A 22831-nucleotide genomic window follows, 5' to 3' on the forward strand; every position below is an offset into this window, starting at 1 on the left:
TGGTCAACATTTTAATAAAACAAAAACGGAGGTATGAAATTATGTATGGAGGTTACAACCAGGAATGTTGTTATCCGGTTTCCGTTGCACCCAGCTTTGGTTATGGTGAACAATGTTGTGGAGGCTTTGGAAGCGGCTTTGCCATAATCATTGTCCTGTTCATTTTGCTAATCATTGTCGGCGCGTGCTTATGCTAAACAGATAATTACTATTACCTTTACCCGAAAATGTTAACTATTCACCCTGATTCACAAAAAATGATTTATTTTTTTAATAGACCTTAACACGTAAATAAAATTATGGCTGGGATAGGAATTAATCGACTTGATTCCATCCCTTCCATTTTTCTTTCATTAGACTATCCATTAACTTTCAGCATTTTTTTTGTTAAAATAACCTATACATATTATAAGAAATTTTATGGGGTGAAAGATTATGCTTACCATGGATGATTTTGTTAATGAAGACGATCCAATCTTAAGGCAAGTCGCGGTAGAGGTTCCGCTTCCGGCATCATATGAAGATAAGCAACTTTTAGCCAGCTTGATGGAATATGTCCAAAACAGCCAGAAGCCCGATATTGCTGCTCTATACGGGTTAAGGGCGGGAATTGGCTTGGCTGCACCACAGGTGAATGTTTCAAAAAGGATGATTGCGGTTCATTTGAAAGAAAAAGATGATCAACTGTATAGCTATGCACTTTTCAACCCTAAACTCATTAGCCATTCAGTGGAAAAAGCATACTTGACAAGCGGAGAAGGCTGTCTTTCCGTTAATCGCCCCGTTTCCGGCTATGTACCACGTTATGCTCGAATAACCGTCGTGGGTACTGACCTGGAAGGGAAATCGGTTCAACTCCGCCTAAAAGGCACCGCAGCCATTTGCTTTCAACATGAAATCGACCATCTAAATGGAATCATGTTTTATGATCATATCAATCAGGAAGACCCCTATGCCGTTCCGGAAAATTCCATTGCGGTGGAAAGGTAACGTAATAAGCGACAAAAACTCCCGTCTTGTTGGTTAACGGGAGTTTTTGTTTTTAAATCAGTTCAAGTTCCTTCAAACCATAAAGTATGCCATCATCATCGACATCCTTCGTTACAAAGTCGGCCTCTTGTTTCACAAGTTGACCGGCATTCCCCATTGCCACGCCATATCCCGCCACTTTTAACATTTCTATATCATTTAAGCCATCTCCAAAGGCGTAAACATCCTCTAGAGCAAACCCGACTTTTTCCATTAATATTTTAATGCCTTCTGCTTTTGACCCCCCGAATGGAAGTACATCCGTCGAGTATTCATGCCATCTAATAAAGTGAAAGTCATCATATTTCCCAACATAGTTCCCTTCTTCATCTTCCGAGCAGAATAATAAGGCTTGGTATATTTCATTGTCCTCATAAAAGTCTGCCACATGTTCAGGGTGTGGAAACTTCAAGGTGCTTAAAGCTTCTTCAATTCTGCCATGATGTGGAACACTCGATTTCATTGTCTCCTCATTCATGAAAACGATCGGTATTTGATTGTTTTCAGCATGTTCGTGAAGCCGCTTTATCTCAGGTATGCTCAAAGGGTTTTTATAAACCACTTTCCCTTCAAAAACAACGTATTGTCCATTGAAACTTACGAATGTATCAATGCCAAGCTCTTCCCTTAAAGACTCGAACATGAATGGAGCCCTTCCTGTGGCAATCGCTACAAAAACCCCGCTATCCTGTAGTTGCTTTATGGCTTTTTTCGTTGAAGCAGGTAACTTTTTTTCATGATCGAGCAATGTTCCGTCAATATCAAAAAATACGATTTTCACTAACGATTCACTTCCAATTCATTCATTTTTAATATGTACCCATTTAATAATTGTCATCAAGATAAGTCAAGTAACTCTAGCGGATTTCCCTCAAAGTTACGTTTTTTATTCACGAATGAGCATATACTATTCCTAATAGAACTCAACTCAGGTTTTCCAAATTACACTTCTCCGTCCTTCTTGCCCCTAAATTCACAGTCACCTGTAAGAATGAGCCTTTTTTTTCAAAAATGGGCCAAGTACTTGTAAAGACATATTTACATTATTGAATAATCCTATACAATAATAACTAAGGGAGCGTGATCGCCATGTTAAAAAAGCTTCGTAAAAAGCTTGTTAAACAGTGGAATGATCTTTTAAGAAAAAAATCTATCGCATGATCTGCCACTCATATCCTGCCTTGGCCGTCATCCAAATGCGAATTTTTTTCGGACAGCCCTTCAAAAACTTGCGGAGGGCTTCTTCCTTGTTGTAAAGTTCTTGTTAAGCATTCTTTCTATCTTGGCTAGATATGGCCAGGTGAATACATATTCAATCAAAATATGAGTCGTTGTCTGTTCATGAAACGCTGTACCCGGTGGTACTATATTAATTAAGAAAGAAATCGTTTACGAAAAAAGACCCCATTTAAATTAGATAAAGTGAGTAACCGTTTTTTGCATAAAAACAAGCCGGCAGAAACTTTTCTTTATCGATTTAAGTTTCACACATAGTAAAAACGGATAGGATATAAGATAGAGGAAGCTACAATTGGATTGATACCCGAATCGGCCATCTATTTTTTTATATACTTTTTAGACATTGGTATATTTAATTCATCAAAACCCCTTCCGTTTTTATGGCGGAGCTGGGTTTATTTTTACATGATGTTGAAAAACATGAAAAAATTGTTGTTTTTATATATAATGAAAAAAGCAATGCAAACAAGTGAGGAGAGATTAAAATGGTTTTTAAGGTATACTATCAAGTAACCATAGCAGAGGTTCCCATCAGGGAAAATACTAAAACAGTGTTTATCGAAGGTGAATCCGTTCGTGACGTCCGTTTAAAATTAAAAAATGAACCTTATAACGTAGAAATCGTACTACCCGTAACTGGAGCATATTTAGAATATGAAAAACAAAATGAAGATTACAAAGTATTGGAGCTATAATTTATGAAATTTGTAAAAAACGATCAAACAGCTGTATTCGCCCTGGGCGGTTTAGGCGAAATCGGTAAGAACACATATGCTGTTCAGTTTCAAGATGAAATCATCGTCATTGATGCTGGAATTAAATTTCCTGAAGATGAACTTCTCGGTATTGACTATGTGATTCCAGATTACAGCTATTTAGAGAAAAATGTAGATAAAATTAAAGGTGTTTTCATTACGCACGGCCATGAAGACCATATTGGCGGGATTCCATATTTACTTAGAAAAGTGAATGTACCAGTATACGGCGGGAAGCTAGCTCTTGGGTTACTTCGTAATAAATTGGAAGAACACGGCCTTTTACGTCAGACAACCATGATTGAAATCAGTGAAGATGAAGTGATCAAGTTCCGGAAGACTTCCGTCTCTTTCTTCCGCACAACTCACAGTATCCCTGATTCTTATGGAATCGTCGTAAAAACCCCACCTGGACAAATTGTCCATACTGGTGATTTCAAATTCGACTTCACTCCAGTGGGTGAGCCTGCAAACTTGACCAAGATGGCTGAAATCGGTAAAGAAGGCGTATTGTGCTTACTCTCAGATAGCACAAATAGTGAAGTGCAGAACTTTACTATGTCCGAAAGCCGTGTCGGCGATACCATTCAAGACATTTTCCGTAAGGTTGACGGCCGGATCATTTTTGCAACGTTTGCATCGAACATCCATCGCCTTCAGCAAGTTGTGGAAGCAGCAGTGGCTAATGGCCGTAAAATAGCTGTTTTTGGACGTAGCATGGATTCAGCCATAGCAATTGGCCAAGATCTTGGATATATCGTAGCGCCTAAAGATACATTTATTGATGTGCAGCAATTGAATCGTATGCCTGCAAATAAAGTAACCATCCTTTGTACAGGCAGCCAAGGTGAACCAATGGCAGCCCTGTCGCGGATAGCGAATGGCACTCACCGTCAAATTCAAATCATTCCTGGTGATACTGTGGTATTTTCTTCTTCACCTATTCCCGGTAACACAATCAGTGTTTCCAGAACGATTAATCAATTATATCGTGCTGGAGCAGAAGTCATTTCAGGTCCTTTGAATGACATTCATACATCAGGACATGGCGGACAGCAGGAACAAAAACTAATGCTTCGTTTGATAAAGCCAAAATTCTTCATGCCAATCCATGGTGAATACCGGATGCAAAAACTCCATGCCCGCCATGCAGTAGATTGCGGTGTTCCGGAAGAAAATTGCTTTATCATGGATAATGGTGAAGTACTTTCCTTAAGTGAAAACACGGCACAAATCGCTGGTAAAATCCCTTCAGGTTCGGTTTATATCGATGGAAGCGGCATCGGGGATATCGGTAATATCGTGCTGCGTGATCGTCGGATTCTTTCCGAGGAAGGCCTTGTGGTTGTCGTTGTCAGCATAAATATGAAGGAATTCAAAATTTCATCCGGACCTGACATCATCTCACGCGGATTTGTTTATATGAGAGAATCAGGAGACCTGATCAGCGATGCTCAATCCTTGATCACCAAGCATTTAAATAAGGTGATGGATCGCAAAACTACACAATGGTCTGAAATTAAAAATGAAATTACAGATACTTTATCTCCATTCCTATATGAAAAAACTAAACGCCGTCCTATGATCCTACCGATCATCATGGAGGTCCAATAATCATAAAAAAGCCCAGCCATTGATGGCTGGGCTTTTTTGTGATACGCCTTGCTTATTCCACAATTTTTTTTTCAAAGCGATTGATGTCTGAATCTGCTCCGATGACAATCAATATATCACCTTTATGAATTAAATCGCTTGCCTGTGGGGAGACATTTATTTCGTTCCCTCTTTTAATCGCAACGATATTCAACCCATAGTGAGCGCGAATATCAAGGTCAAATATTGAGTTTCCATTCATCTTTTGGCTTGCAACAATTTCGACGATGGAATGTTCATCAGAAAGCTCCAAATAATCGAGAATATTATTGGAGACGATATTATGGGCAATCCTTCTCCCCATATCCCGTTCGGGGTGCACCACAAAGTCGGCCCCGATTTTTCGAAGAACCTTCTCATGATAATCATTTTGCGCTTTTACCGTAACATTTCCGACACCCAATTCCTTAAGCATGAGAGTCGTCAATATACTGGCTTGAATATTCTCGCCAATCGCTACAATGACGTGATCAAAATTACGAATGCCTATGTTTCTCAGCACATTTTCATCCGTCGTATCCCCTACCACGGCATGTGAAGCTATTCTGGCAAATTCATTCACTCGATCTTCGTCTGCATCGATAGCCAGAACCCCTAATCCTTCTTCAGCTAATGTCTTGACTATACTGCCTCCAAAACGGCCAAGTCCAATTACCGCAAATTCTTTTTTCACAATAAGCCCTCCAACATCATTCGTTCTCTCTTTAGAGCATGTTCTGTTCTGAAAAGCATTTTTTAAGATTCGTTTCCTTTAAATGTTATATATTCCGTTAAATGGTTAATCGCGAGTTCAATCGCGCTTTCATCAGGACTTAACTTAGCATGGTGCAATCCGTATTCCGATGAAACCCCTAGCCAAAACATGAAGCCAGGAATCTCTTTTAGCATATATCCAAAATCTTCACCCGTCATCGCTTCAGTACAGCGATGTAAATGAACAGCGGTGGACATCTCTGTAAATTCCATGAATTCCCGGGTCAACCGTTCTTCATTATACACCTGGTGATACATCGCACCATAGTCTATTTCTGCTAAGCACTCATAACCAACTTGTATCCCATCCACAAGCGCTTTTATTCTTGACTTGACCTTTACCATCGATTCGGGGTTAAGGGTGCGTATTGTGCCTTCTAAACGCGCTGTCTCCGCAATAATATTTTGAACGGTGCCTCCAGTAATCTTCCCAACTGTAATGACAGCTGAATCAAGCGGATTGACATTCCTGGAAACGATGGTTTGTAGCTGCCCTACAAGCGAGCAGGCTGCGATGACCATGTCTTTTGTTTCATGCGGATAGGCTGCATGCCCCCCTTTCCCTCTCAAATCGATGAATAATTCAGATGTATTGGCAAATAGAAGCCCTTCTTTAACAGCAATCGTTCCAACTGGATACTCTGGAGCAATATGTAAAGCAAGGATCATATCCGGCTTCCATTTTTTCATGGTTTCCGATTTAAGCATCGGTTCAGCTCCGCCAGGACCCTCTTCTGCAGGCTGGAAAATGAATAGTATGTCATCATCGATCGGATTTTCGGTGAAATATGTCAATAAACCCAAACCGATGCTCATATGAAAATCATGGCCGCAGGCATGCATATATTCCTCGTGATTGGATGCGAAAGGCAGTCCAGTTTCCTCTTTTATCGGCAGACCATCTATATCAGCCCGGTAGCCAATCATTTTCCGCGGGTTCCTTCCCTTCACTTTCACGAATATCCCTGTTCGCCAGGTTTCTATTTCCATTCGCTCCTGGGCCAGATTCGTTATGTAATTCAATAGGTATTGCTGCGTCTTGAATTCTTTAAATCCTATCTCCGGTATTTGATGCAAATCACGCCGGATTTCGGCAAAAGGATTTATTTTCATATTATTCCCTCCCTATACAGAAAGCGTGGATATAATTATCCACGCTTCAGGCAATATTCACTAAGAAATTATAGTTGACGAAGTTCTTGCATGATCTCTGTTTTTGATTTGGTTTTTTCATCAATTTGTTTAATGACCTTCGCCGGTATACCAGCAGCCACGGAGTAAGGCGGAACGTCTTTCGTTACAACTGCACCAGCTGCCACGACTGATCCTTGACCGATTTTCACACCTTCAAGAACGACCGCATTAGCTCCGATTAAAACATCGTCTTCCAAAATGACCGGTTGTGCCGAAGGTGGCTCGATGACACCTGCCAAAACTGCACCTGCACCCACGTGACAGTTTTTACCCACTGTTGCACGTCCGCCAAGTATTGCGTTCATGTCAATCATTGTACCTTCACCAATGACCGAGCCAATATTGATTGATGCCCCCATCATGATCACTGCGTTGTCACCGATCGATACTTGGTCACGGATTATTGCACCAGGCTCGATACGGGCTTTGATGCCTTTTAGGTCCAATAAAGGAATGGCAGAGTTACGACGATCATTTTCAACAACATAATCCTCGATTTTTGTTCCCGCTGCCTTGATTGCTTCTTCGACTTCAGACCACTCACCGAATACAACCCCTGTATTACCTGTAATGAAAGTTTTAGAAGCTGGACCAAAATCCATGCCTTCTAAATCGCCTTTGACATAGACCTTTACTGGTGTAGATTTTTTACTATTTGAAATAAAAGAAATAATTTCGTTCGCATCCATTTTATTCATTCCGGGAAAAACCTCCTAAATATGTATCATTACTCGTTTTAAATTTACCAGACAACTGCCTGCAAGACAAGTTGAATGTCACTCTAATATATTATTCTGCCCTATTGACATTTTCATCAGCGGGTCTATAACATTCCTTGGTCGCGAATATGTTCTTTCACCACTTCCGTGAATGCTTGGACTTGCTTTAACTGGAAGGCAGATTCATAGCCGCAAAGCCATGTATCTCGTTCGATTGAGTGGTTATGTCCATCTAGAAGAGGGATTTTAAAAACATTCGTATCTTTATCATGTAATGTGATGGCTGGAAGGATCGCATATCCGATACCATTGAACACCATTTGTTTGCATGTTTCGATTTGATCCACGACTATGGTGTTTTTTGGTGTCGTTTTAAATTGCCGATGCCACCAGTCCTGAATTTCCTGATAATAATTCGAATCGCTTTTAAACTGAATGAATGGTCTGTCCGTTTCGAACACTTGATTCAGTTCCTTCATTTCAGTATCCACCAAATAAAGCATATCAGTAAATAAATGCTGCTTTACCCCTTTCCAATCCGGGGCCCCCCTTATGATGCCAATATGTACTTGTCCTTCATACAAAGACTTTAAAATCTCACTGCTCCAGCCAGTGATTAATGAAATTTTGGCATACGGATATTTTTGGACGAACTTTTTCAATACTTGCGGCAGCCAATTTTGACCGACAATCGAGGCACAGGCTATTTTCAAAGTTCCATACACTTCATGATCCATGGCTTGAATACTTTCCCTGACCTTTTCCTCTTTTTCTATAACCTCATTGGCCAAACGAATTACCGCTTCACCTGCAGGCGTCAGCGACAGCCCTTTTTGTGAACGCAGAAACAGTTTTGAACCCCAATCCTTTTCTATTGATTGTAAACGCTGTGATAAAGCCGGTTGGGAAACGAACAACCGTTCAGCAGCTTTTCTCATATTCATTTCCTGAGCAAGTACGGATAATAAATGAAATTCCGAAAATGACATACACACCAACCTCTTGATAATTAATTCTTAGCATGATGATTTAATTTATTTTAAATTTAATTATCAACAAAGTCCGCTTATAATACAAGGGAAAAGAAACGGCGTGAATATCCTTTGAAGATCATATTTCCGGCAATTGATACTCCGAGTCGCATTTCCTTTACATACAATGGCAAGCTCCTTTTATGAGTCTGCCTTTCCCTCTCCTGCCTCCTTATTCTTTCTTAGTCTAGTAAGTAATATGAAACTGATAACGGAGAAGACTAGAACAATTAGATAAATCGTCTGTAAAGATAATGTAAGTCCTTCCTGCAAAACCTTTACCACACTTTGAGGAAGCGACATACGTTCCTCATTGTTCAACAGCATATTAGCCGTATCTATCGTCACCCCCGAGCCTGCTGGTGCATGCTCGTTTAAATAGGCTTGAAGTCTCGTATTCATGATTCCTCCAAGTAATGCAGCACCTACCGTATTTCCTAAATTCCGCATGAACATATTGGAAGCTGTTGCAATACCCCTGCGTTCCCAGCTGACGGTCTTTTGAATGACGACAATGAATGAAGTAGAAGTCAATCCCATCCCTACACCGACAAAGAAGGATCCCATGGCAGCAATAAGGGGTCCTGCTTCTGGCTTCATCCATACGAGGATCAAACTCCCAAGGATCAATGAGCACCCTCCAAGGAGGGAGGTAGATTTGAATCCTATTTTCATCAATAACCTGCCTGAAACCATTGATGCGATCGGCCAGCCGATTGACATGGCCGTCAATGTAAAACCAGCTACCGTAGGCGAGCGTTCCATCACACCCTGTACGAATGTTGGGAGGAAACTTGATAATCCAATCATCATAACCCCTGTAGTCAATGAAACAAGATTCGCAATCAGGATGGAGCGCTCCTGCCAGAGTTCAAATGGCATCATTGGTTCGGCAGCTTTCTTTTCCTGACGAATGAATAAGCTGAAGGCGATGATTGCCACTAATGCCAAGGAAATGACCGGAGCTGAAGCCCATGACCATTTTACTCCTCCTTCTACGAGTATCACCATAAGAGTGGATATGGATAACGTCAATAGCGTTGCACCGATGTAATCGATATCACGTTTTTTCTTTTCGATATTTTCATGAAGGAAAAACCAAATTCCAATAAAGGCTAGTAAGCCCAGAGGGATATTAACCCAGAATACAAGCTTCCAAGTCAGGGATTCAACGAGCAAGCCGCCTAAAGCTGGCCCCATGACCGCCGAAATGCCCCAAACGCTCGATAGGTACCCTTGAACGCGTGCCCTTTCCTCATTTTTATAGATATCACCAACAATCGTTGAAGCTACAGGAGCTACAGACCCCGCCCCAAAACCTTGTACAAAGCGATAAATGATGAGTTCCGTCATGGAATTGGCGAAGCCGCAAAGAAGGGAGCCAATTAAGAAAACAACGATGCCAAATAATAAGACAGGTTTTCTACCGAGAATATCCGATAGCTTTCCATATATCAGGACTGTCACGGCGTTCATTAACAAATAACCTGAAAACACCCAGCTGTAAAGTGAAAAACCACCTAAATCACTTACAATGGCCGGCATCGCCGTCGAAACGATCGTTCCTTCAATAGCATTCATAAACATAGCCAACATGATGGCAGCTAAAATGAAGGGGCGTTTCAATTTTTTATTCTGCACTTTTGTACTATCCAACGCTTGGCCCAATTTCCGCATCCTTTCCAAATAAACAATAACTTTTATAGATTTTACCACCAGCTGGATCAAATATGTAAAAAAAAGAAAACCCGCCAATTGGCGAGTCTTAAAGTTACGATCAATTTCAGCATTACATATTTATTCAGGTGCATTTTGTTTAAATACTTTTTTCAAGATTGCTCTTCTCGTTAAAATACCTTCAAATACATGATCATCATTCTCTACACAGACAAACGGATGATCAATCAACAATTCCACACCCTTAGTCAATGTATCTTCAATATGCAGGCGAGGTATTTCTATATTCATTATTTCAGAAACTTTTTTATTCTCAAGATTATCAAATTCAATTCGTTCCAGTCCCAAGATTGAATCAAGAATGACTGGTGTGCTAATTAAGCCATGCAATTTATACATCGGATCTAACACAGGAATGGCCGTATAACCGCTCTTTGTTAATACCAATAGTGCATGTTCTAAGTTATTGGTTACCTGCACGTGGGCCACGCGTTCAGAAGAAATCATTAAGTCTTTAACGCTGGATTCCAATAAATCCCCATCATGAGTACCGATCATGTTAAAACCCCTTACCATATGTTTTTATATACAGCTCTTTCTATAGTTTAACATATGTAAGCAGAAAAGGCTCATTCCCAGACCAATAAAATCCCAAACTGTGGGATTTTCGCAAGAGATCCTTAGCCCTTACTAGTTTTGATGTTAACCTGTTTAAAACCGCATTCCGGGCATTGATAAATCACATTTTGGTTGGATTGTGCCGTCAATACATTTTCCATTTCCCTTTCCTCACCGCATACTGGGCATATTACCATTGGATTTTTCATTTACATCCCTCCAATTAATAAGATGTCGTAAAAATCACTACTTCATTCAAAAAGTGAAAATTGAACGGCCTCATTTACAATAAAAAAGCCGCTTCCAAAGGAAGGCGGCTTTTTGTGATTTTTTAAGATTGAAGAAGATCAAAGATTTCAATGGTAATCATATCAATATTATCGAATTGATATTTTGATGATTTCCCTTTATCACTGTATACTTCAAGCTCGAACATTTCTGTTTTGCTGAAATATGTAACTTGGCACTTTTTCACACCATCTATTTCAAAAAAACGTTGAGCAGATTCAGATTCCTTTGCTTGCTCTTGAAGACTTTTCAATCTGGTAAGGATGCCCTGTAATTGAGACATACTCCCTCTCCTTTCTGAATAAAACCTTTTCGATAGGTTTCACTATACCATACTTTTCTATCCAGTAGCCACGCTGAAATAAATTCAGAATAATTTAAAACTTCATTCTTTACATGGAACTATTAACAGAATAAAATAAGGAATGGATTTTGTACATGAAAAATTTTCTGGGGGTAGATTCTATTGGGAAATATTAGTGAACTTGGTTATCGCATTTCATTGATTGATGGTTTTGATTTGAATAGAAAAAATCGTACAGGAACATATGTAATTGCCGATAAAGAAATCACTTTAGTCGAAACTTCCGCCAGCCCTTCCATCCCCCACTTAATGAAGGGGCTCGAAGATTTGGGAATCTCCCTCGAGGATATTACATATATCATTCTTACCCATATTCATTTGGACCATGCAGGTGGAGCCGGACTTTTTTTAGAGCATTGTCCGAATGCCAAAGTGATCGTCCATCCAAAAGGTGCACGGCATCTAGAAGACCCAACACGTTTGATCGCTGGGGCTAAAGCGGTCTATGGTGAAGAATTCGACGAGCTTTTCGATCCGATTTTACCTATACCATTTGATAGAATGCTTACTAAACATGATGGGGATTCCCTAAAAACAAGTGATAATTCCTCATTGACCTTTTATGACACCCCAGGACACGCAAACCATCATTTAAGCATTTTCGATTCCGTTTCAAAAGGCATGTTTTCAGGTGACACCGTAGGCATCTATTATCGTGAACTCGATGAAGAAGGTTTCGAATTTTACTTACCGTCAACATCACCAAACCAATTTAACCCAGATGCGATGCTTGCTGCAGCGGAATTGTACGAGAGCATCGGCGTCGAGCGTATATATTTTGGCCATTACGGGGTATCGGAAAATCCTAAGGAAGTATATAAACAACTTCATTACTGGCTGCCCAAATTTGTGGAGACTGCCAAATCGGCATATAGGGAATTTGCTAGCTTTGAGGAACAAGTAGCAGCAACCAGTAAAAATATTTTCACGGAAGTCGCGATTCATTTAGGCGAAAAAGGAATCACCACCGATCATCCTGTTTTTGAAATCATCGCCATGGACCTAAATGTTTGCTCCATGGGTTTGATAGACTATCTAGTAAAGCAGGAAAAGGATAGGTAGGAGAGTCCTTCAAGGTCTTTTCCTATTCAAATGTCTTGGCATTCTCTATAATGAAAAAGTAAACCCTACCTAAAGCATACATGGAGGAATGAAATGAAAGACGTTACGCTTTATACCCAACCTGATTGCCCTCCCTGCAAAATCATGAAAATGTTCTTTGATGATAATAATGTCGTATACAAAGAAAAAGATATTAAAGCAGATGGACATGCACGTAAAGAACTAACGAATAAATACGGCGCCTATTCCACACCAACGGTCGTAATCGATGGGAAAGCCATCATTGGTTTTGAACTGGACGAAATAAAGAAAGAACTGAATATATAACAAAAAGTCTAGAGAAGCTTTTCCTCCTCTAGACTTTTTCATTTTAGTCTCCATACTTTTCAATTTTGAAATACTTTCTTTTAAAGTACCTTATTTCATTTTTCCACTTCATACTTTACGTCCATTACCTTCCAAACGTCATTTTCCCTTTTTAAAGTAACTGATTCAACATGTTTTCCCATAGATACAGGTCCGTCCCCTGTATCTTTGAATTCCTCCTGAACATAAATGAACTCGCCGTTTTTCCCATATACTATTTCCGTATTCTTATCGTAACTGAAAAATGGGATATAATAGGGAGCGAAGTCCGAACCGAATGCGGTATAACCGCCATCGACTTTCACTACATTCGATTTAACAAACTTCTCGATGAACTCACCTGTGAAATGTGTATCCAACTTCCCTTCAATCTCTTCCTTCGTACGAACTTCCTCACTGATCGAGCCTTGATTCTCTGCTGCAGCTCGTACTAAAGATAGTACTTCCTCTCTATGTAAGCCCTCCGCTGAAGCTGTGAACCCTCCTCCTAAAAATAAAAGGACACTGGCAAGACATGCAACTAAATATTTACTCATTCCAATCATCTCCTAGTAAAAGAATTTCTCCTAATGGTTCGGATTTCTGCCTATGTCTTTCAATACCCGTCCAGAACAAAGCCAAACTACAAAATCATATTATCCGCGAGATCTTGATGCTATTGCCTATTCTTCACAATAAAAAAGAAGATTTCATGATATTGAAATCTCCTTCTTACGATCATTGAAAAGCATAGTAAAAAATAAAACCGGCAACCAAAATCGTTCCAACAAAAAGTGAAACGAATATCGGGTTCTTTAAATAAGGATGTTCTTTAACTGAATCATCGATAGTTGAATCATTTCTGGCTTTCACTTTCTGTGCCCTTGCTACAGAATAAGTATAAAAGAGCAGATATAACGCCATTACAGTAACGATCATGATTAGAATCCAGATGTACGTGCTCAAAATATGTCTCCTCCAAGCGCATCATTTCTGCTTATCGTTACACATTTTAAGCGATTGTATACATGAATCGTTTTACTTATAATAGGGCTTCATTTTCATATAAATAACTATACGAAAGATCAAAGAAAATGTATTCCTTATTATTCAGGGGATATGAAAAGGTCCGGATGGTTTCTCCCGTTTCGATATCACTGTATAAATCGGATAAAATCCCTTTTTTCTCATTACGCATCTTTACGATATTTTCGAGAAAATAAGGTCTCCAGCTCCAATTTTTATTCAAATAACTCGGTTGGACTACCCATTGCTTGTCCTTATGGAGGATATTGGGTGATTTTTGATACCCCTCTTCATCACAAATATAAAGCCGAAAACATATGGAATCCCATTTTTTCGCCAAAATACCGAGAAACTCTTCATGGGTGCCAACTCGCTTTTCCTGTTTTAAGAAATTTTGCATATTTTCGTTGAATTGCAAAGTCTTTTGATAAACGGCTTCAAGCTTCTTGGTCTCGAGTGAAATGAAGGACTGACATTCTTGATGGAACTTTTCACGAAGTAAATCTTTATTAATGAACTCGCCGTGCGGTTTCGCCAAAAAGTATCCTTGATAATATCGTCCCCCGTTCTTCCATGCGAAACGAAGTTGGTATTCGGACTCAATGTTCTCAAAAAGTAAATTGGCGCCGATTTTTCGTGCTAGCATGCTTAGAGAAAACAGGATGACCTGATAGGCATCTCCACCTGAAATGCGAAGCTGGTCCAGGTTAACTTTTAAAATATTCGGAGAAATCTGTGCGATTCGGTCTAATTGGGTATCTTGCCCTAAATGATCTAAAGCTATCTTAATCCCATATGTTTTAAAATAAGCAAGCACATGCTGCAAAGGATCGAAGTTTTCCGGACTAATCGTGTCTGATAATTCCAGCACGATCCGGTGCATTTCCTCTGGTTGGAAATGACGATGTAAAATCTCCATGAATTCTTCGCCATGATCCAGCATAAGCAAATTAGGATCTCTGTTGATAAAGATAAGAAAATCTTCACCATAGTCTTTTATTCTCTCTAAGGCAATTTCAAGTACGTAATTATCCACTTCCACCCTATACTCTTCCGGAACTGCAGAATCGTGAAAAAAAGGGCCAAGGCTTTTATATTCCGCTTGTTCCTCATAGCGCCCTAGAATTTCATACCCGATTACCTGATGTTGATCTGCACTGAAAATCGGTTGAAAGAATGGTGTCACCTTGTCTAAATTCTTTAATATCTTTTCTGTATCCATGATGCATCTTCCCCCTAATTACGAAAACACCAATATGCCAAAATTATACCATTAGTTTCTAGCATTGATAATAAATAATTTTAATTCCTACTATATAACTCTTTTTTCAGCCAATTAAAATTCGCCGATCATTCCATCCTTTTGAATGAAACTGAATGATTCTCCATTGAAAAGGCATTGTCCATATATGGAACAATGCCTTATGCCTTATCAAAAAGGGAAGAACCATGGAATCGTGATCACCATGATAACGCCAATGAAAATCTGTATGGATATCCCGATCATGATAAAATCCTTATACTTGTAATCACCTGCTGTCATGACAAGCGCGTTGGTAGTGGCCACCCTTGGAGTGGATAGCGCTAAACTGCCAGCAACGGCAAGGCATAAAAACACAGGAAGAGGATCTATCCCTTGATTCACTGCAGATGTAAGGGCAATGGGCGTCATGATTACCGTCGCAGCTCCATAGGGGATGAATTGGCTTAGGATAAGTGTCAGGAGGTAAAAGACAGCTAATATGCCGTGTGCCCCGATATTACTGAATAAAACGGCAAGCCAATCACTTATCATCCTCACTCCACCGGTATTATCCAATGCAGCCGTTATTCCGAACATAGCCGCAATCAATAGTACAGGTTCCCAGTTAATCTTTTGGTAAGCATCCTCCATAGAACGGACACATCCAGTGATCACCATCAACAATGCTGCGGTCACTACCGATAGTACAGCTGGGATGGAATCCATTGATAAAAGAATGACCATCAATGCAGTGATTCCCAAGCTAATCCATGCCTTGCCCTTGGAGTTGACCGGAGAGCCATCTTCCGAAGTACTTCCAATAACGATGACATCCTGTAAATCAGTGGAAATCCGCTCAATGTTCTCCCATTCTCCATGAATCAGGATTGCATCTCCCGGTTTCAGTCGTTCCGTCCCGACATCCGCTTGAATATATTCACCGTTCCGATTGATTGCCAGCACATTACACTGGTATTTCTCACGAAAATGCACATCTATCAAGGTTTGATTTTCATAATCCGAATTGGGAACGATCAATATTTCCGTCAATCCAAACCTACTGCTAAGAAAATGTTTTTTAATTTGTTCGGTATTGAAATGTTTAAACTCCAGTTCATAGTTAAGTGCCAATCTCTCAACTGCTTCTTCTTCTCCAAACACCAAAATGATATCTTCAGGATGAAGAACCTCATCCGCTCTGGCTGAAATCGTCAGCTGCCTTTGCAACAGCGGCAATTGCTTATCCTTTGGCTTCCGTTGGATTTCAATCAAAGTCAATTCATACTGGATAGGAAGCTGAAGGTCCGACAGCCTTTCTCCAACAATATCGGAAGTAGCGGGTATATGCAGATAATGCAACCGGTCATATACTTTGTACATGCCGGCAAGCTCCCCTGCGGACAGTCCCTTTACACTATTGTTCGCGGCAATCGTTTTCTCAGGTAGCAAGAGGCGTCCAAGTGTCAACATGAAGAATAACCCTGCTGCAAAAGCGATCAAGCCCACAGGTGTAAAGTCAAAAAATGATAATGTTCCTATTCCGTTTTGCCTTAATACATCAGCAACAATCATATTGGAAGGGGTACCGGTAAGTGTTAATAGCCCGCCAATACTGCTTGCATAGGCAAGGGGCAATAAATACCTTGTCGGACTTGTTTTTTGTTGTAAAGCCATGCTCATAACGAGAGGTAGCAGTATGGAAACAATTCCTGTTCCACTTAAAAATGCACTTAATATTCCAGCTGTCAGCATCACGATAAGCAGCGATTTCCATTCACTGCCCCCACATAAACCTAACAACTTATTTCCTGCCTTTTCCACTATTCCTGAATTTAACAGGCCGGCACCGACGATAAATAGCCCAGCCAGCATGATTACCACTTGATTCGCAAACCCGGCCACCAGTTCATCCAATGTAAGTATCCCCAGTAAACCCAGGATGGCTAGTGCACTAAGTGCAATTAAATCGGCGCGAAATTTCCCTTGTATAAAAAGCGCAATAGCGCATAGAAGTATAATCAGTGTAATAAACATTGGTTCGGTCATCATGTTACCTCCGTATAGATGTTCAATTTCAAACCGGATACGGTTTCATTAAACCCCAGTTTACATGTTTTTCATATGCGTACAGAAGATATTTTCTTCATTTTATGTATATTGTTTGTTAGTATTAGGAAGTAACATTTTTATATTAGATAGGTTGATTAATTTGAATAAACCCATATCCAGAAGAACATTTTTAAAGAAAAGCCTTGGTACATTGGCTACCGTAACCGGTTTAGGTATTGGCGGAAGCTATTATGCTCATAATCTGGAGCCGAAATGGTTAGAAATCAAGCATAATGTAATCAGCCATCCCCTTATTCCAAAAGGTTTTCATGGCATGAAAATGATCCAATTCAGTGATACGCATTTAGGCTTTCAATTTCAACTTAAAGATTTACAAGCAATTGTCAATAAGATAAACCAATTGGACCCGGATGTCATTTTATTTACCGGAGATTTAATGGACCAGCCTAATAAATACAAGGCCCAGCAGAAAATCCCTTCTGTATTGAATCAGCTCAAAGCGCCACTTGGAAAATTCAGCATCTACGGTAACCATGATCATGGGGGATATGGCTCAGAAATTTACAGCGATATCATGAAGAAATCACATTTTACCATGTTGCAAAATACCTCAACTAAGATTACCTTATTAACGGCTGAAGAAATATTCATTGCCGGGGTTGATGATGCCATGCTTGGAAAACCGGATTTTGAAAAAGCCCTTGCAGGCATCCCAGAAGGAGTGTTCACCATTATGCTTTCGCATGCCCCTGACCTTGCCGATACATCAAGGAATTACGACATCCAGTATCAAATAAGCGGTCACAGTCACGGAGGTCAAGTACAAATTCCCTTTGCAGGAGCCCTTGTAACTCCCCCCTACGCTGAAAAGTACCGAGAAGGCACGTATGAAATTGACTCGTTAACATTACATGTTAATAGAGGGCTTGGCACTACCCGGCTCCCATATCGTTTTCTTTCTCGTCCTGAGTTGACGGTTTACGAATTCCAGGCTAAAAAATGATAGTGTATAACACAGGTGAATTCCGCCAGACTCATTACCAAAACCTGTTCGACCAAAACAGCTTCTTACCTAAATCATCAGTAATGGATTCCTATGAATTATAGCATTAGAATTATATTTGAGAAAACCAGGTTTTTTTACCAGTAACGATCGTCATAAAGGCTTTGCCATACTTAAGTAGCCGCAAAGGAAAGTGCCGATACAACCTAATACCGACACCGTCATATAGATAAGGCTATCTATATAACGGTGTTTTCTTATAAGTTCGAGTGTTTCCATACTGAATGTAGAAAAGGTCGTAAAGGCTCCCAGGAAACCTATTATCAGGAAAACCTGCAAAGATAAAGCCCAGCTTTCTTTCTGTGGAAATACCATTCCTAAACCGAAAGAACCTATAAGGTTAATCAGTAAAATACTAAAGGGTATCGAGACTGCTGGCAATAGCCTATTAAAAATAATCTGCAAGACATATCTGGAGGCCGCTCCCAAAAAACCTCCTATAAAAACTGAAAGGACTTCAATCAAAGGGGCTCACCTCTCCGTCTATTAAAAAGGCCCAGTCCGAGGAAACCGGCAACCAAACCAAAGAAAAGCGTGGCCCCAAGATACAGTCCTGCAAAAGGCAGAGAAGTCTGCAGTAGATCCACCACTTCCTGGGAAAATGTGGACATCGTGGTGAAACCGCCGCAAAACCCGCTGCCCAGCGCTAAAAACCAAAATGATTTCTTTTTCGAGGCGAAATAGCCATTAATCATTCCAAGTAAAAAGCTGCCTACTATATTTATTAAGAGGGTTCCAAACGGAAAGAAGGAATGGCCAGTAGTCAAGATCACGCAATAACGTAATATCGCTCCCGCCGCTCCTCCAAAACCGACGGCAAAAATGCTTTTAAACCGTTCCATTACAGTCACCTCAAATTTTTCTCACAAGTAGATTCATTATAACAGATTAGGATGAAACAGGCTCCTTTCTAATAAAAATCCATACTATGTAAAGAATTAGAGAAAAGGAGGCTAATTATGCAAACACAGCATTATCCTTACTACCACTATCCTCAAACCATAATGCTACAGAACGAATACAGAAATGCATATGGGAATGAATATGGACCTGAATATTGGAATGACGAGCGCTTCTTTCCTTTCTTTCCTCTATTGGCGCCTGTAGCTTTTGTTGCAGGATTGGCAATTGGACCGTTGCTATTCAATAACCGTCCACCTGTCTATCCATATCCTCCTCCATACTTCCCAGCTTACCCTCCTTATCCCGCTTATCCTGCTTACCCTGCGTATCAAGGTTTTCAGGGCTACCCACAACAATTCGGCGCACAGGCACAGGCACAGGCACAGGCTGGGGTATCTGAAAATATCAATATATACACTCAATAAGGATTGGACAGAAGGCGTCATTAAACGCCTTCTTTTTCTTATCCCAAAAGGCGCTCGATTGAATTTTACTTCCTTATATATTTTGAAGTGGTATAATATGAAAATGAATAGTTGGTAAAGTGTTGGGAAATGATTGTCATACCCTAGAGATGTACATGCATTATTATTTTACTATTTTCAGCCTAATTGGCACACACGTCTCTATTTCAACCAATATAAAAACAGGTTTTTATTGAAGGAGTTCTGTAACGTCCCTTCTAACCTTATTAAGAAAAGGAGTTTCCATAATGAACCAAACGAAAGGACATTCTGAAAGGGATGAGTTTTCGATTAACTCCCTTGCCCAAGCCGTGTTTATTGTTAATAAGCATGCAAAGACTGCGTTGGAGCCAAAGAATTTATATAATTTAAAGCGGCTCGCATTAAGCAAGCTTATGCAAGAAGGAAAAGCGAAGAAGATTGGACTTCATTTCTCCGATAACCCTCGCTTTGCAGCACAACAATCCGACGTAATCGTTGAATGCGGATCATATGTTTTTCATTTACCTCCCACTAAGGAAGATTTGAAAAAACTACCCCACCTCGGCAGCCGGGCAGCATCCATACGGAACCCTAAAGCGTCGTTGTCATTATCCAAGGCAAAACAAATCCTGCAATCTTACGTTGGACAAGCAGGTGAAAAACAACCGAACCCTACCAATACCGAGAAAAGGTCTTACGGGCGTGGGTCGGTCAAGCAACCTTTTCACAATCCATTCCCATCTTCCTTTTTAGGAAAAGGTTCCAAGTATTAAGTATTTATTTCGGATAAATCAAACGGGCCGTGAGGTAATGCCTCATCGGCCCGTTTTCACATTTATAATGCAATTCTATCTATCAAATTTATAAGCTCCGTAATTTCAGGTTTGCTGATTTGTGCGTCAGCCCCCACGACTTGACCTTTATGACGCAAGCTGTCCGTAATCAAAGAAGAGAAAATAATCACCGGCAATACTGCGAGTTCACCGCTTTCCTTTATTCTTCTAGTCAAATGATGACCATCCATTTGGGGCATCTCAATATCGGTAATCACCAGTTGCACTTCTTCTTCGACCACTTTTCCTGATGCAATCAAGTTCTCCAGATAATTGATTGCATCAAGTCCATTCTCATAAAACTCCAAGTACTTGAATCCAGCCTCTGACAATGTATCGTACAGCAGCTTTCTCAGTAATGGGGAATCTTCTGCAATCAGGATTTTCTTATCTGAGTTTTGCCTGTTACCAAGCTTTTTAACCTGCTGGATGTTTACCCCTGATTCCGGATTGATTTCGACCACTATTTTTTCAAAATCGAGTAACAGTAACATTTCGCTATTTAATTTTATTACTCCGATAATCTGACTTTCAAGGCCTTGGTACATATCCGACGGCTTTTCGATTTGAGACCAGGAAATACGATGGATCTGTGTTACCGTATGGACATGGAAGACCACTTTTTGCTGATTGAATTCAGCCACTATGAATTTATCCTGCTCAGGAGTTTCTGATGGCGGAAACCCTAAAGCATCCGCTACATTCACAACTGGCAGGACTTCACCGCGAAGCTCAATGATCCCCTCCACATTTTGATGGGAATGAGGTACAAGCGTGATGGGGACAGGATTAATGATTTCCTTCACCTTAATTACGTTAATGCCGAATTTATTCCTTCCGATGCCGAATTCCACTATTTCAAGCTCATTTGTTCCACTTTCAAGTAATATCCCTTTATTTGCTTCCAATTTTCATCTCGCCCTTCTCTTACATATACATTTTATAATTCCATCAATCATTTATCCGGGCAGGCAAGTCCTGCTCTTGGATACATAGACCTAACATGGTTTTATAAATGAACTCATACCTAATAATTCGGTTACTTATGTCTTTTGTTTAGAGCAAAGATAAAAAAAGAATCAAGAAGTGATTATCATCTATTCAAGCAAAACAAAAAAGGGACCCAAACTGGTCCCTTCGATCATTTTTCACTACTGCCGTTCCGGCAATCAAATCATGAAGGCCTGTTCTCCGGTTTAACCCCCGCGATTATATAACTGACATAAAAGCTGATAGGATCGTCGCAAAATAATGCCCTGTAGCCCTTCAAAACCCTATTCGTTCTCCATTTATATCGGTCACTTTACTAGTCAGGAGTATTTAGTTGACCCTTCCTTGCCATTACGAGGAATGCAACTCCCATTAATGATATTCGCGCTAAAGCGTAACCAAAGCCCAGCATACTCTTCTCTTTCCTATGGATTACCAATAGAGCCAGTACACCATTTCAACAAATCTCATATTCATAAATTTGGTATTTCGCAAAATAAAGTCTCAAATGATACCGGTATCATTAAAGCAGCAAGTCAGTTAGTTGTTTTCAGCCCTTTCGTGACCTTTTCCTTGGAGTGAGCCAACCTTTTTTAACAAAGAATAAAAACATCATCAAAGCAATTCCGCCCATCATTCCAAGGACGAGGTAATAGCCATAGTGCCAATTCAATTCCGGCATGTATTCAAAATTCATCCCATATACGCCTACTATGAAGGTCAGCGGCATGAAAATTGTAGTGATTACAGTCAATGTCATCATCGTTGAATTCATATTATTAGAGTTCACCGACAAATAACTATCCCGGATATCGGAGGAGAAATCTCGGTAAGATTCCAGCATTTCAGTTAATTTAAGAAGATGATCGTACACATCAGTAAAATACAGGTGCTGATCTTTTAAGTAATTCAGACGCTCGGATGAAATCATCCTGTATAATAAATCACGCATCGGTAAAATGGTCCGACGGAGCCTGGACATATCCGTTCGTAAATCGAATAGCTGATCCATCAATTCGTTTATCGTTTCATTTTCAGTATTGTCCTCAATGCTCCCCAATTCGCTTTCCATTTTATACACAGGAGGGAAAAATTCATCGACGATCCTGTCAATTATCCTGTGCATCAAGAAAAAGGGACCTTGCTTCAACATTTTATTTCCAGGAATTTCTTCCCACACCTTTTCAAGTTCAAGCATTTCTTCCTTATGAAAAGTGACAATCCATTTTTCACCAACAAACATATCCAATTCAACTGCTCTAAATACCTTCTGCCTGAGAGCATGAATCACAAGAAATTGGTAGTCCTCATAAAAATCCATTTTGGGACGTTGGTTAAAATCATCCAGGCAGTCTTCAATTGCCAGCGGATGAAAGTGAAAATGATTGGATAAAAGTTCGATCTCCTTGTTTGTGGGGTTGGAAAAATCCACCCAATACCACTCGATATCCGTATTATCCATTTCTGATAGCGGCAAACCAAAACTGACTTCTTGGTTAGAAGTAATTGCGCAAGTCCTTATCATATGTA

The 22831-nt window shown here is 40.1% G+C and carries 26 protein-coding genes; 9 read left to right on the top strand and 17 right to left on the bottom strand.

The window, feature by feature from the left end; translation table 11 throughout:
• The first annotated feature begins 41 nt into the window (after positions 1-41).
• Both QUF86_RS24940 and def read left to right on the top strand, forming a co-directional pair.
• Positions 42-197 carry a YjcZ family sporulation protein gene (locus tag QUF86_RS24940; protein WP_289335994.1) on the top strand — a complete coding sequence of 52 codons (156 nt, stop codon included), beginning with the start codon at positions 42-44 and terminating at the stop codon, positions 195-197.
• A 238-nt stretch (positions 198-435) separates the two neighbouring features.
• Positions 436-990 (top strand): peptide deformylase, encoded by a 555-nt coding sequence (gene def / locus QUF86_RS24945; RefSeq protein WP_289317291.1) that lies wholly within the window; start codon positions 436-438, stop codon positions 988-990.
• 52 nt (positions 991-1042) lie between these two features.
• On the opposite strand, the gene QUF86_RS24950 is transcribed toward def, so the two are convergent.
• Positions 1043-1810 carry a Cof-type HAD-IIB family hydrolase gene (locus tag QUF86_RS24950; RefSeq protein ID WP_289335995.1) on the bottom strand — a complete coding sequence of 256 codons (768 nt, stop codon included), beginning with the start codon at positions 1808-1810 and terminating at the stop codon, positions 1043-1045.
• A 943-nt stretch (positions 1811-2753) separates the two neighbouring features.
• Here QUF86_RS24950 and QUF86_RS24955 point away from each other — a divergent pair.
• Together QUF86_RS24955 and rnjA are read left to right on the top strand one after the other, a co-directional pair.
• The gene (locus tag QUF86_RS24955; RefSeq protein ID WP_289317293.1) at positions 2754-2963 is read left to right on the top strand and encodes a DNA-dependent RNA polymerase subunit epsilon; all 210 of its coding nucleotides are present in this window, start codon (positions 2754-2756) and stop codon (positions 2961-2963) included.
• A gap of 3 nt (positions 2964-2966) precedes the next feature.
• On the top strand, positions 2967-4637 hold the full coding sequence (rnjA, locus tag QUF86_RS24960; protein ID WP_289324277.1) for a ribonuclease J1: 1671 nt from the start codon (positions 2967-2969) through the stop codon (positions 4635-4637).
• Between the two features lie 52 nt (positions 4638-4689).
• Here rnjA and QUF86_RS24965 read toward each other — a convergent pair whose 3' ends face one another.
• The 8 genes from QUF86_RS24965 to QUF86_RS25000 form a co-directional block, all read right to left on the bottom strand.
• The gene (locus QUF86_RS24965) at positions 4690-5349 is read right to left on the bottom strand and encodes a potassium channel family protein (RefSeq protein WP_063231996.1); all 660 of its coding nucleotides are present in this window, start codon (positions 5347-5349) and stop codon (positions 4690-4692) included.
• A 62-nt stretch (positions 5350-5411) separates the two neighbouring features.
• The gene (locus QUF86_RS24970) at positions 5412-6542 is read right to left on the bottom strand and encodes an N-acetyldiaminopimelate deacetylase (protein WP_289335996.1); all 1131 of its coding nucleotides are present in this window, start codon (positions 6540-6542) and stop codon (positions 5412-5414) included.
• A gap of 68 nt (positions 6543-6610) precedes the next feature.
• A complete protein-coding gene (dapD, locus tag QUF86_RS24975; RefSeq protein WP_289317295.1) occupies positions 6611-7321 on the bottom strand; it encodes a 2,3,4,5-tetrahydropyridine-2,6-dicarboxylate N-acetyltransferase in 711 nt (236 codons plus the stop codon).
• Between the two features lie 125 nt (positions 7322-7446).
• Positions 7447-8331 (bottom strand): transcriptional regulator CcpC, encoded by an 885-nt coding sequence (locus tag QUF86_RS24980; RefSeq protein WP_063231999.1) that lies wholly within the window; start codon positions 8329-8331, stop codon positions 7447-7449.
• 183 nt (positions 8332-8514) lie between these two features.
• Positions 8515-10050: an MDR family MFS transporter gene (locus tag QUF86_RS24985; RefSeq protein ID WP_289335997.1), complete on the bottom strand. Its 1536-nt coding sequence runs from the start codon at positions 10048-10050 to the stop codon at positions 8515-8517.
• A gap of 120 nt (positions 10051-10170) precedes the next feature.
• Positions 10171-10608: a cyclic-di-AMP-binding protein CbpB gene (cbpB, locus tag QUF86_RS24990; RefSeq protein ID WP_289317297.1), complete on the bottom strand. Its 438-nt coding sequence runs from the start codon at positions 10606-10608 to the stop codon at positions 10171-10173.
• 122 nt (positions 10609-10730) lie between these two features.
• Positions 10731-10877 carry a hypothetical protein gene (locus QUF86_RS24995; RefSeq protein ID WP_089362373.1) on the bottom strand — a complete coding sequence of 49 codons (147 nt, stop codon included), beginning with the start codon at positions 10875-10877 and terminating at the stop codon, positions 10731-10733.
• A gap of 122 nt (positions 10878-10999) precedes the next feature.
• Positions 11000-11239, bottom strand: a complete 240-nt coding sequence (locus QUF86_RS25000) for a YkuJ family protein (protein WP_034314086.1) — start codon at positions 11237-11239, stop codon at positions 11000-11002.
• A gap of 183 nt (positions 11240-11422) precedes the next feature.
• Between QUF86_RS25000 and QUF86_RS25005 the strand changes: the two genes are divergently transcribed.
• Together QUF86_RS25005 and QUF86_RS25010 are read left to right on the top strand one after the other, a co-directional pair.
• Complete coding sequence (locus tag QUF86_RS25005) at positions 11423-12382, top strand: MBL fold metallo-hydrolase (RefSeq protein WP_289317298.1); 960 nt, start codon at positions 11423-11425, stop codon at positions 12380-12382.
• Between the two features lie 93 nt (positions 12383-12475).
• The gene (locus QUF86_RS25010) at positions 12476-12709 is read left to right on the top strand and encodes a glutaredoxin family protein (RefSeq protein WP_061462251.1); all 234 of its coding nucleotides are present in this window, start codon (positions 12476-12478) and stop codon (positions 12707-12709) included.
• A 95-nt stretch (positions 12710-12804) separates the two neighbouring features.
• Here QUF86_RS25010 and QUF86_RS25015 read toward each other — a convergent pair whose 3' ends face one another.
• The 4 genes from QUF86_RS25015 to QUF86_RS25030 form a co-directional block, all read right to left on the bottom strand.
• Entirely contained in the window at positions 12805-13284 is a 480-nt protein-coding gene (locus QUF86_RS25015) for a DUF3993 domain-containing protein (RefSeq protein WP_289335998.1), read from the bottom strand.
• A gap of 181 nt (positions 13285-13465) precedes the next feature.
• Positions 13466-13693 carry a hypothetical protein gene (locus tag QUF86_RS25020; protein ID WP_289336000.1) on the bottom strand — a complete coding sequence of 76 codons (228 nt, stop codon included), beginning with the start codon at positions 13691-13693 and terminating at the stop codon, positions 13466-13468.
• A 76-nt stretch (positions 13694-13769) separates the two neighbouring features.
• The gene (locus QUF86_RS25025; protein WP_289317301.1) at positions 13770-14975 is read right to left on the bottom strand and encodes an EAL domain-containing protein; all 1206 of its coding nucleotides are present in this window, start codon (positions 14973-14975) and stop codon (positions 13770-13772) included.
• A 210-nt stretch (positions 14976-15185) separates the two neighbouring features.
• Positions 15186-17042 (bottom strand): SLC13 family permease, encoded by a 1857-nt coding sequence (locus QUF86_RS25030; protein WP_289336001.1) that lies wholly within the window; start codon positions 17040-17042, stop codon positions 15186-15188.
• A 163-nt stretch (positions 17043-17205) separates the two neighbouring features.
• On the opposite strand from QUF86_RS25030, the gene QUF86_RS25035 reads away from it, so the two are divergent.
• On the top strand, positions 17206-18069 hold the full coding sequence (locus QUF86_RS25035; RefSeq protein ID WP_289336002.1) for a metallophosphoesterase: 864 nt from the start codon (positions 17206-17208) through the stop codon (positions 18067-18069).
• A gap of 153 nt (positions 18070-18222) precedes the next feature.
• Here the strand turns inward: QUF86_RS25035 and crcB are convergent, their stop codons facing one another.
• Together crcB and QUF86_RS25045 are read right to left on the bottom strand one after the other, a co-directional pair.
• Complete coding sequence (crcB, locus tag QUF86_RS25040) at positions 18223-18594, bottom strand: fluoride efflux transporter CrcB (RefSeq protein WP_289317304.1); 372 nt, start codon at positions 18592-18594, stop codon at positions 18223-18225.
• Positions 18591-18971, bottom strand: coding sequence for a fluoride efflux transporter FluC (locus QUF86_RS25045; RefSeq protein WP_289317305.1), 381 nt, complete (start codon positions 18969-18971; stop codon positions 18591-18593). Before QUF86_RS25045 ends, crcB begins: the two co-directional genes overlap by 4 nt.
• Positions 18972-19088: 117 nt before the next feature.
• Between QUF86_RS25045 and QUF86_RS25050 the strand changes: the two genes are divergently transcribed.
• Both QUF86_RS25050 and QUF86_RS25055 read left to right on the top strand, forming a co-directional pair.
• Positions 19089-19457 carry a hypothetical protein gene (locus tag QUF86_RS25050; RefSeq protein WP_289336003.1) on the top strand — a complete coding sequence of 123 codons (369 nt, stop codon included), beginning with the start codon at positions 19089-19091 and terminating at the stop codon, positions 19455-19457.
• Between the two features lie 287 nt (positions 19458-19744).
• Complete coding sequence (locus QUF86_RS25055) at positions 19745-20251, top strand: YkyB family protein (RefSeq protein ID WP_289317307.1); 507 nt, start codon at positions 19745-19747, stop codon at positions 20249-20251.
• A gap of 62 nt (positions 20252-20313) precedes the next feature.
• On the opposite strand, the gene QUF86_RS25060 is transcribed toward QUF86_RS25055, so the two are convergent.
• The gene (locus QUF86_RS25060) at positions 20314-21219 is read right to left on the bottom strand and encodes a chemotaxis protein (RefSeq protein ID WP_289336004.1); all 906 of its coding nucleotides are present in this window, start codon (positions 21217-21219) and stop codon (positions 20314-20316) included.
• A gap of 632 nt (positions 21220-21851) precedes the next feature.
• The gene (gene corA, locus QUF86_RS25065; protein ID WP_289336006.1) at positions 21852-22826 is read right to left on the bottom strand and encodes a magnesium/cobalt transporter CorA; all 975 of its coding nucleotides are present in this window, start codon (positions 22824-22826) and stop codon (positions 21852-21854) included.
• Between the last annotated feature and the right edge of the window lie 5 nt (positions 22827-22831).

Source organism: Peribacillus sp. NJ11 (genome assembly GCF_030348405.1).
Classification (GTDB): Bacteria; Bacillota; Bacilli; order Bacillales; family DSM-1321; genus Peribacillus.

What these genes read in the sequence shown, in the direction of transcription:
- QUF86_RS25015 (WP_289335998.1), bottom strand. Translation starts at nt 13,284, where the DNA reads ATGAGTAAATATTTAGTTGCATGTCTTGCCAGTGTCCTTTTATTTTTA.
- QUF86_RS24980 (WP_063231999.1), bottom strand. Translation starts at nt 8,331, where the DNA reads ATGTCATTTTCGGAATTTCATTTATTATCCGTACTTGCTCAGGAAATG.
- QUF86_RS25025 (WP_289317301.1), bottom strand. Translation starts at nt 14,975, where the DNA reads ATGGATACAGAAAAGATATTAAAGAATTTAGACAAGGTGACACCATTC.
- corA (WP_289336006.1), bottom strand. Translation starts at nt 22,826, where the DNA reads ATGATAAGGACTTGCGCAATTACTTCTAACCAAGAAGTCAGTTTTGGT.
- dapD (WP_289317295.1), bottom strand. Translation starts at nt 7,321, where the DNA reads ATGAATAAAATGGATGCGAACGAAATTATTTCTTTTATTTCAAATAGT.
- cbpB (WP_289317297.1), bottom strand. Translation starts at nt 10,608, where the DNA reads ATGATCGGTACTCATGATGGGGATTTATTGGAATCCAGCGTTAAAGAC.
- QUF86_RS24955 (WP_289317293.1), top strand. Translation starts at nt 2,754, where the DNA reads ATGGTTTTTAAGGTATACTATCAAGTAACCATAGCAGAGGTTCCCATC.
- QUF86_RS25000 (WP_034314086.1), bottom strand. Translation starts at nt 11,239, where the DNA reads ATGTCTCAATTACAGGGCATCCTTACCAGATTGAAAAGTCTTCAAGAG.
- QUF86_RS24970 (WP_289335996.1), bottom strand. Translation starts at nt 6,542, where the DNA reads ATGAAAATAAATCCTTTTGCCGAAATCCGGCGTGATTTGCATCAAATA.
- rnjA (WP_289324277.1), top strand. Translation starts at nt 2,967, where the DNA reads ATGAAATTTGTAAAAAACGATCAAACAGCTGTATTCGCCCTGGGCGGT.
- QUF86_RS25010 (WP_061462251.1), top strand. Translation starts at nt 12,476, where the DNA reads ATGAAAGACGTTACGCTTTATACCCAACCTGATTGCCCTCCCTGCAAA.
- QUF86_RS24995 (WP_089362373.1), bottom strand. Translation starts at nt 10,877, where the DNA reads ATGAAAAATCCAATGGTAATATGCCCAGTATGCGGTGAGGAAAGGGAA.
- QUF86_RS25030 (WP_289336001.1), bottom strand. Translation starts at nt 17,042, where the DNA reads ATGACCGAACCAATGTTTATTACACTGATTATACTTCTATGCGCTATT.
- def (WP_289317291.1), top strand. Translation starts at nt 436, where the DNA reads ATGCTTACCATGGATGATTTTGTTAATGAAGACGATCCAATCTTAAGG.
- QUF86_RS25055 (WP_289317307.1), top strand. Translation starts at nt 19,745, where the DNA reads ATGAACCAAACGAAAGGACATTCTGAAAGGGATGAGTTTTCGATTAAC.
- QUF86_RS25050 (WP_289336003.1), top strand. Translation starts at nt 19,089, where the DNA reads ATGCAAACACAGCATTATCCTTACTACCACTATCCTCAAACCATAATG.
- QUF86_RS24985 (WP_289335997.1), bottom strand. Translation starts at nt 10,050, where the DNA reads ATGCGGAAATTGGGCCAAGCGTTGGATAGTACAAAAGTGCAGAATAAA.
- QUF86_RS25045 (WP_289317305.1), bottom strand. Translation starts at nt 18,971, where the DNA reads ATGGAACGGTTTAAAAGCATTTTTGCCGTCGGTTTTGGAGGAGCGGCG.
- QUF86_RS24940 (WP_289335994.1), top strand. Translation starts at nt 42, where the DNA reads ATGTATGGAGGTTACAACCAGGAATGTTGTTATCCGGTTTCCGTTGCA.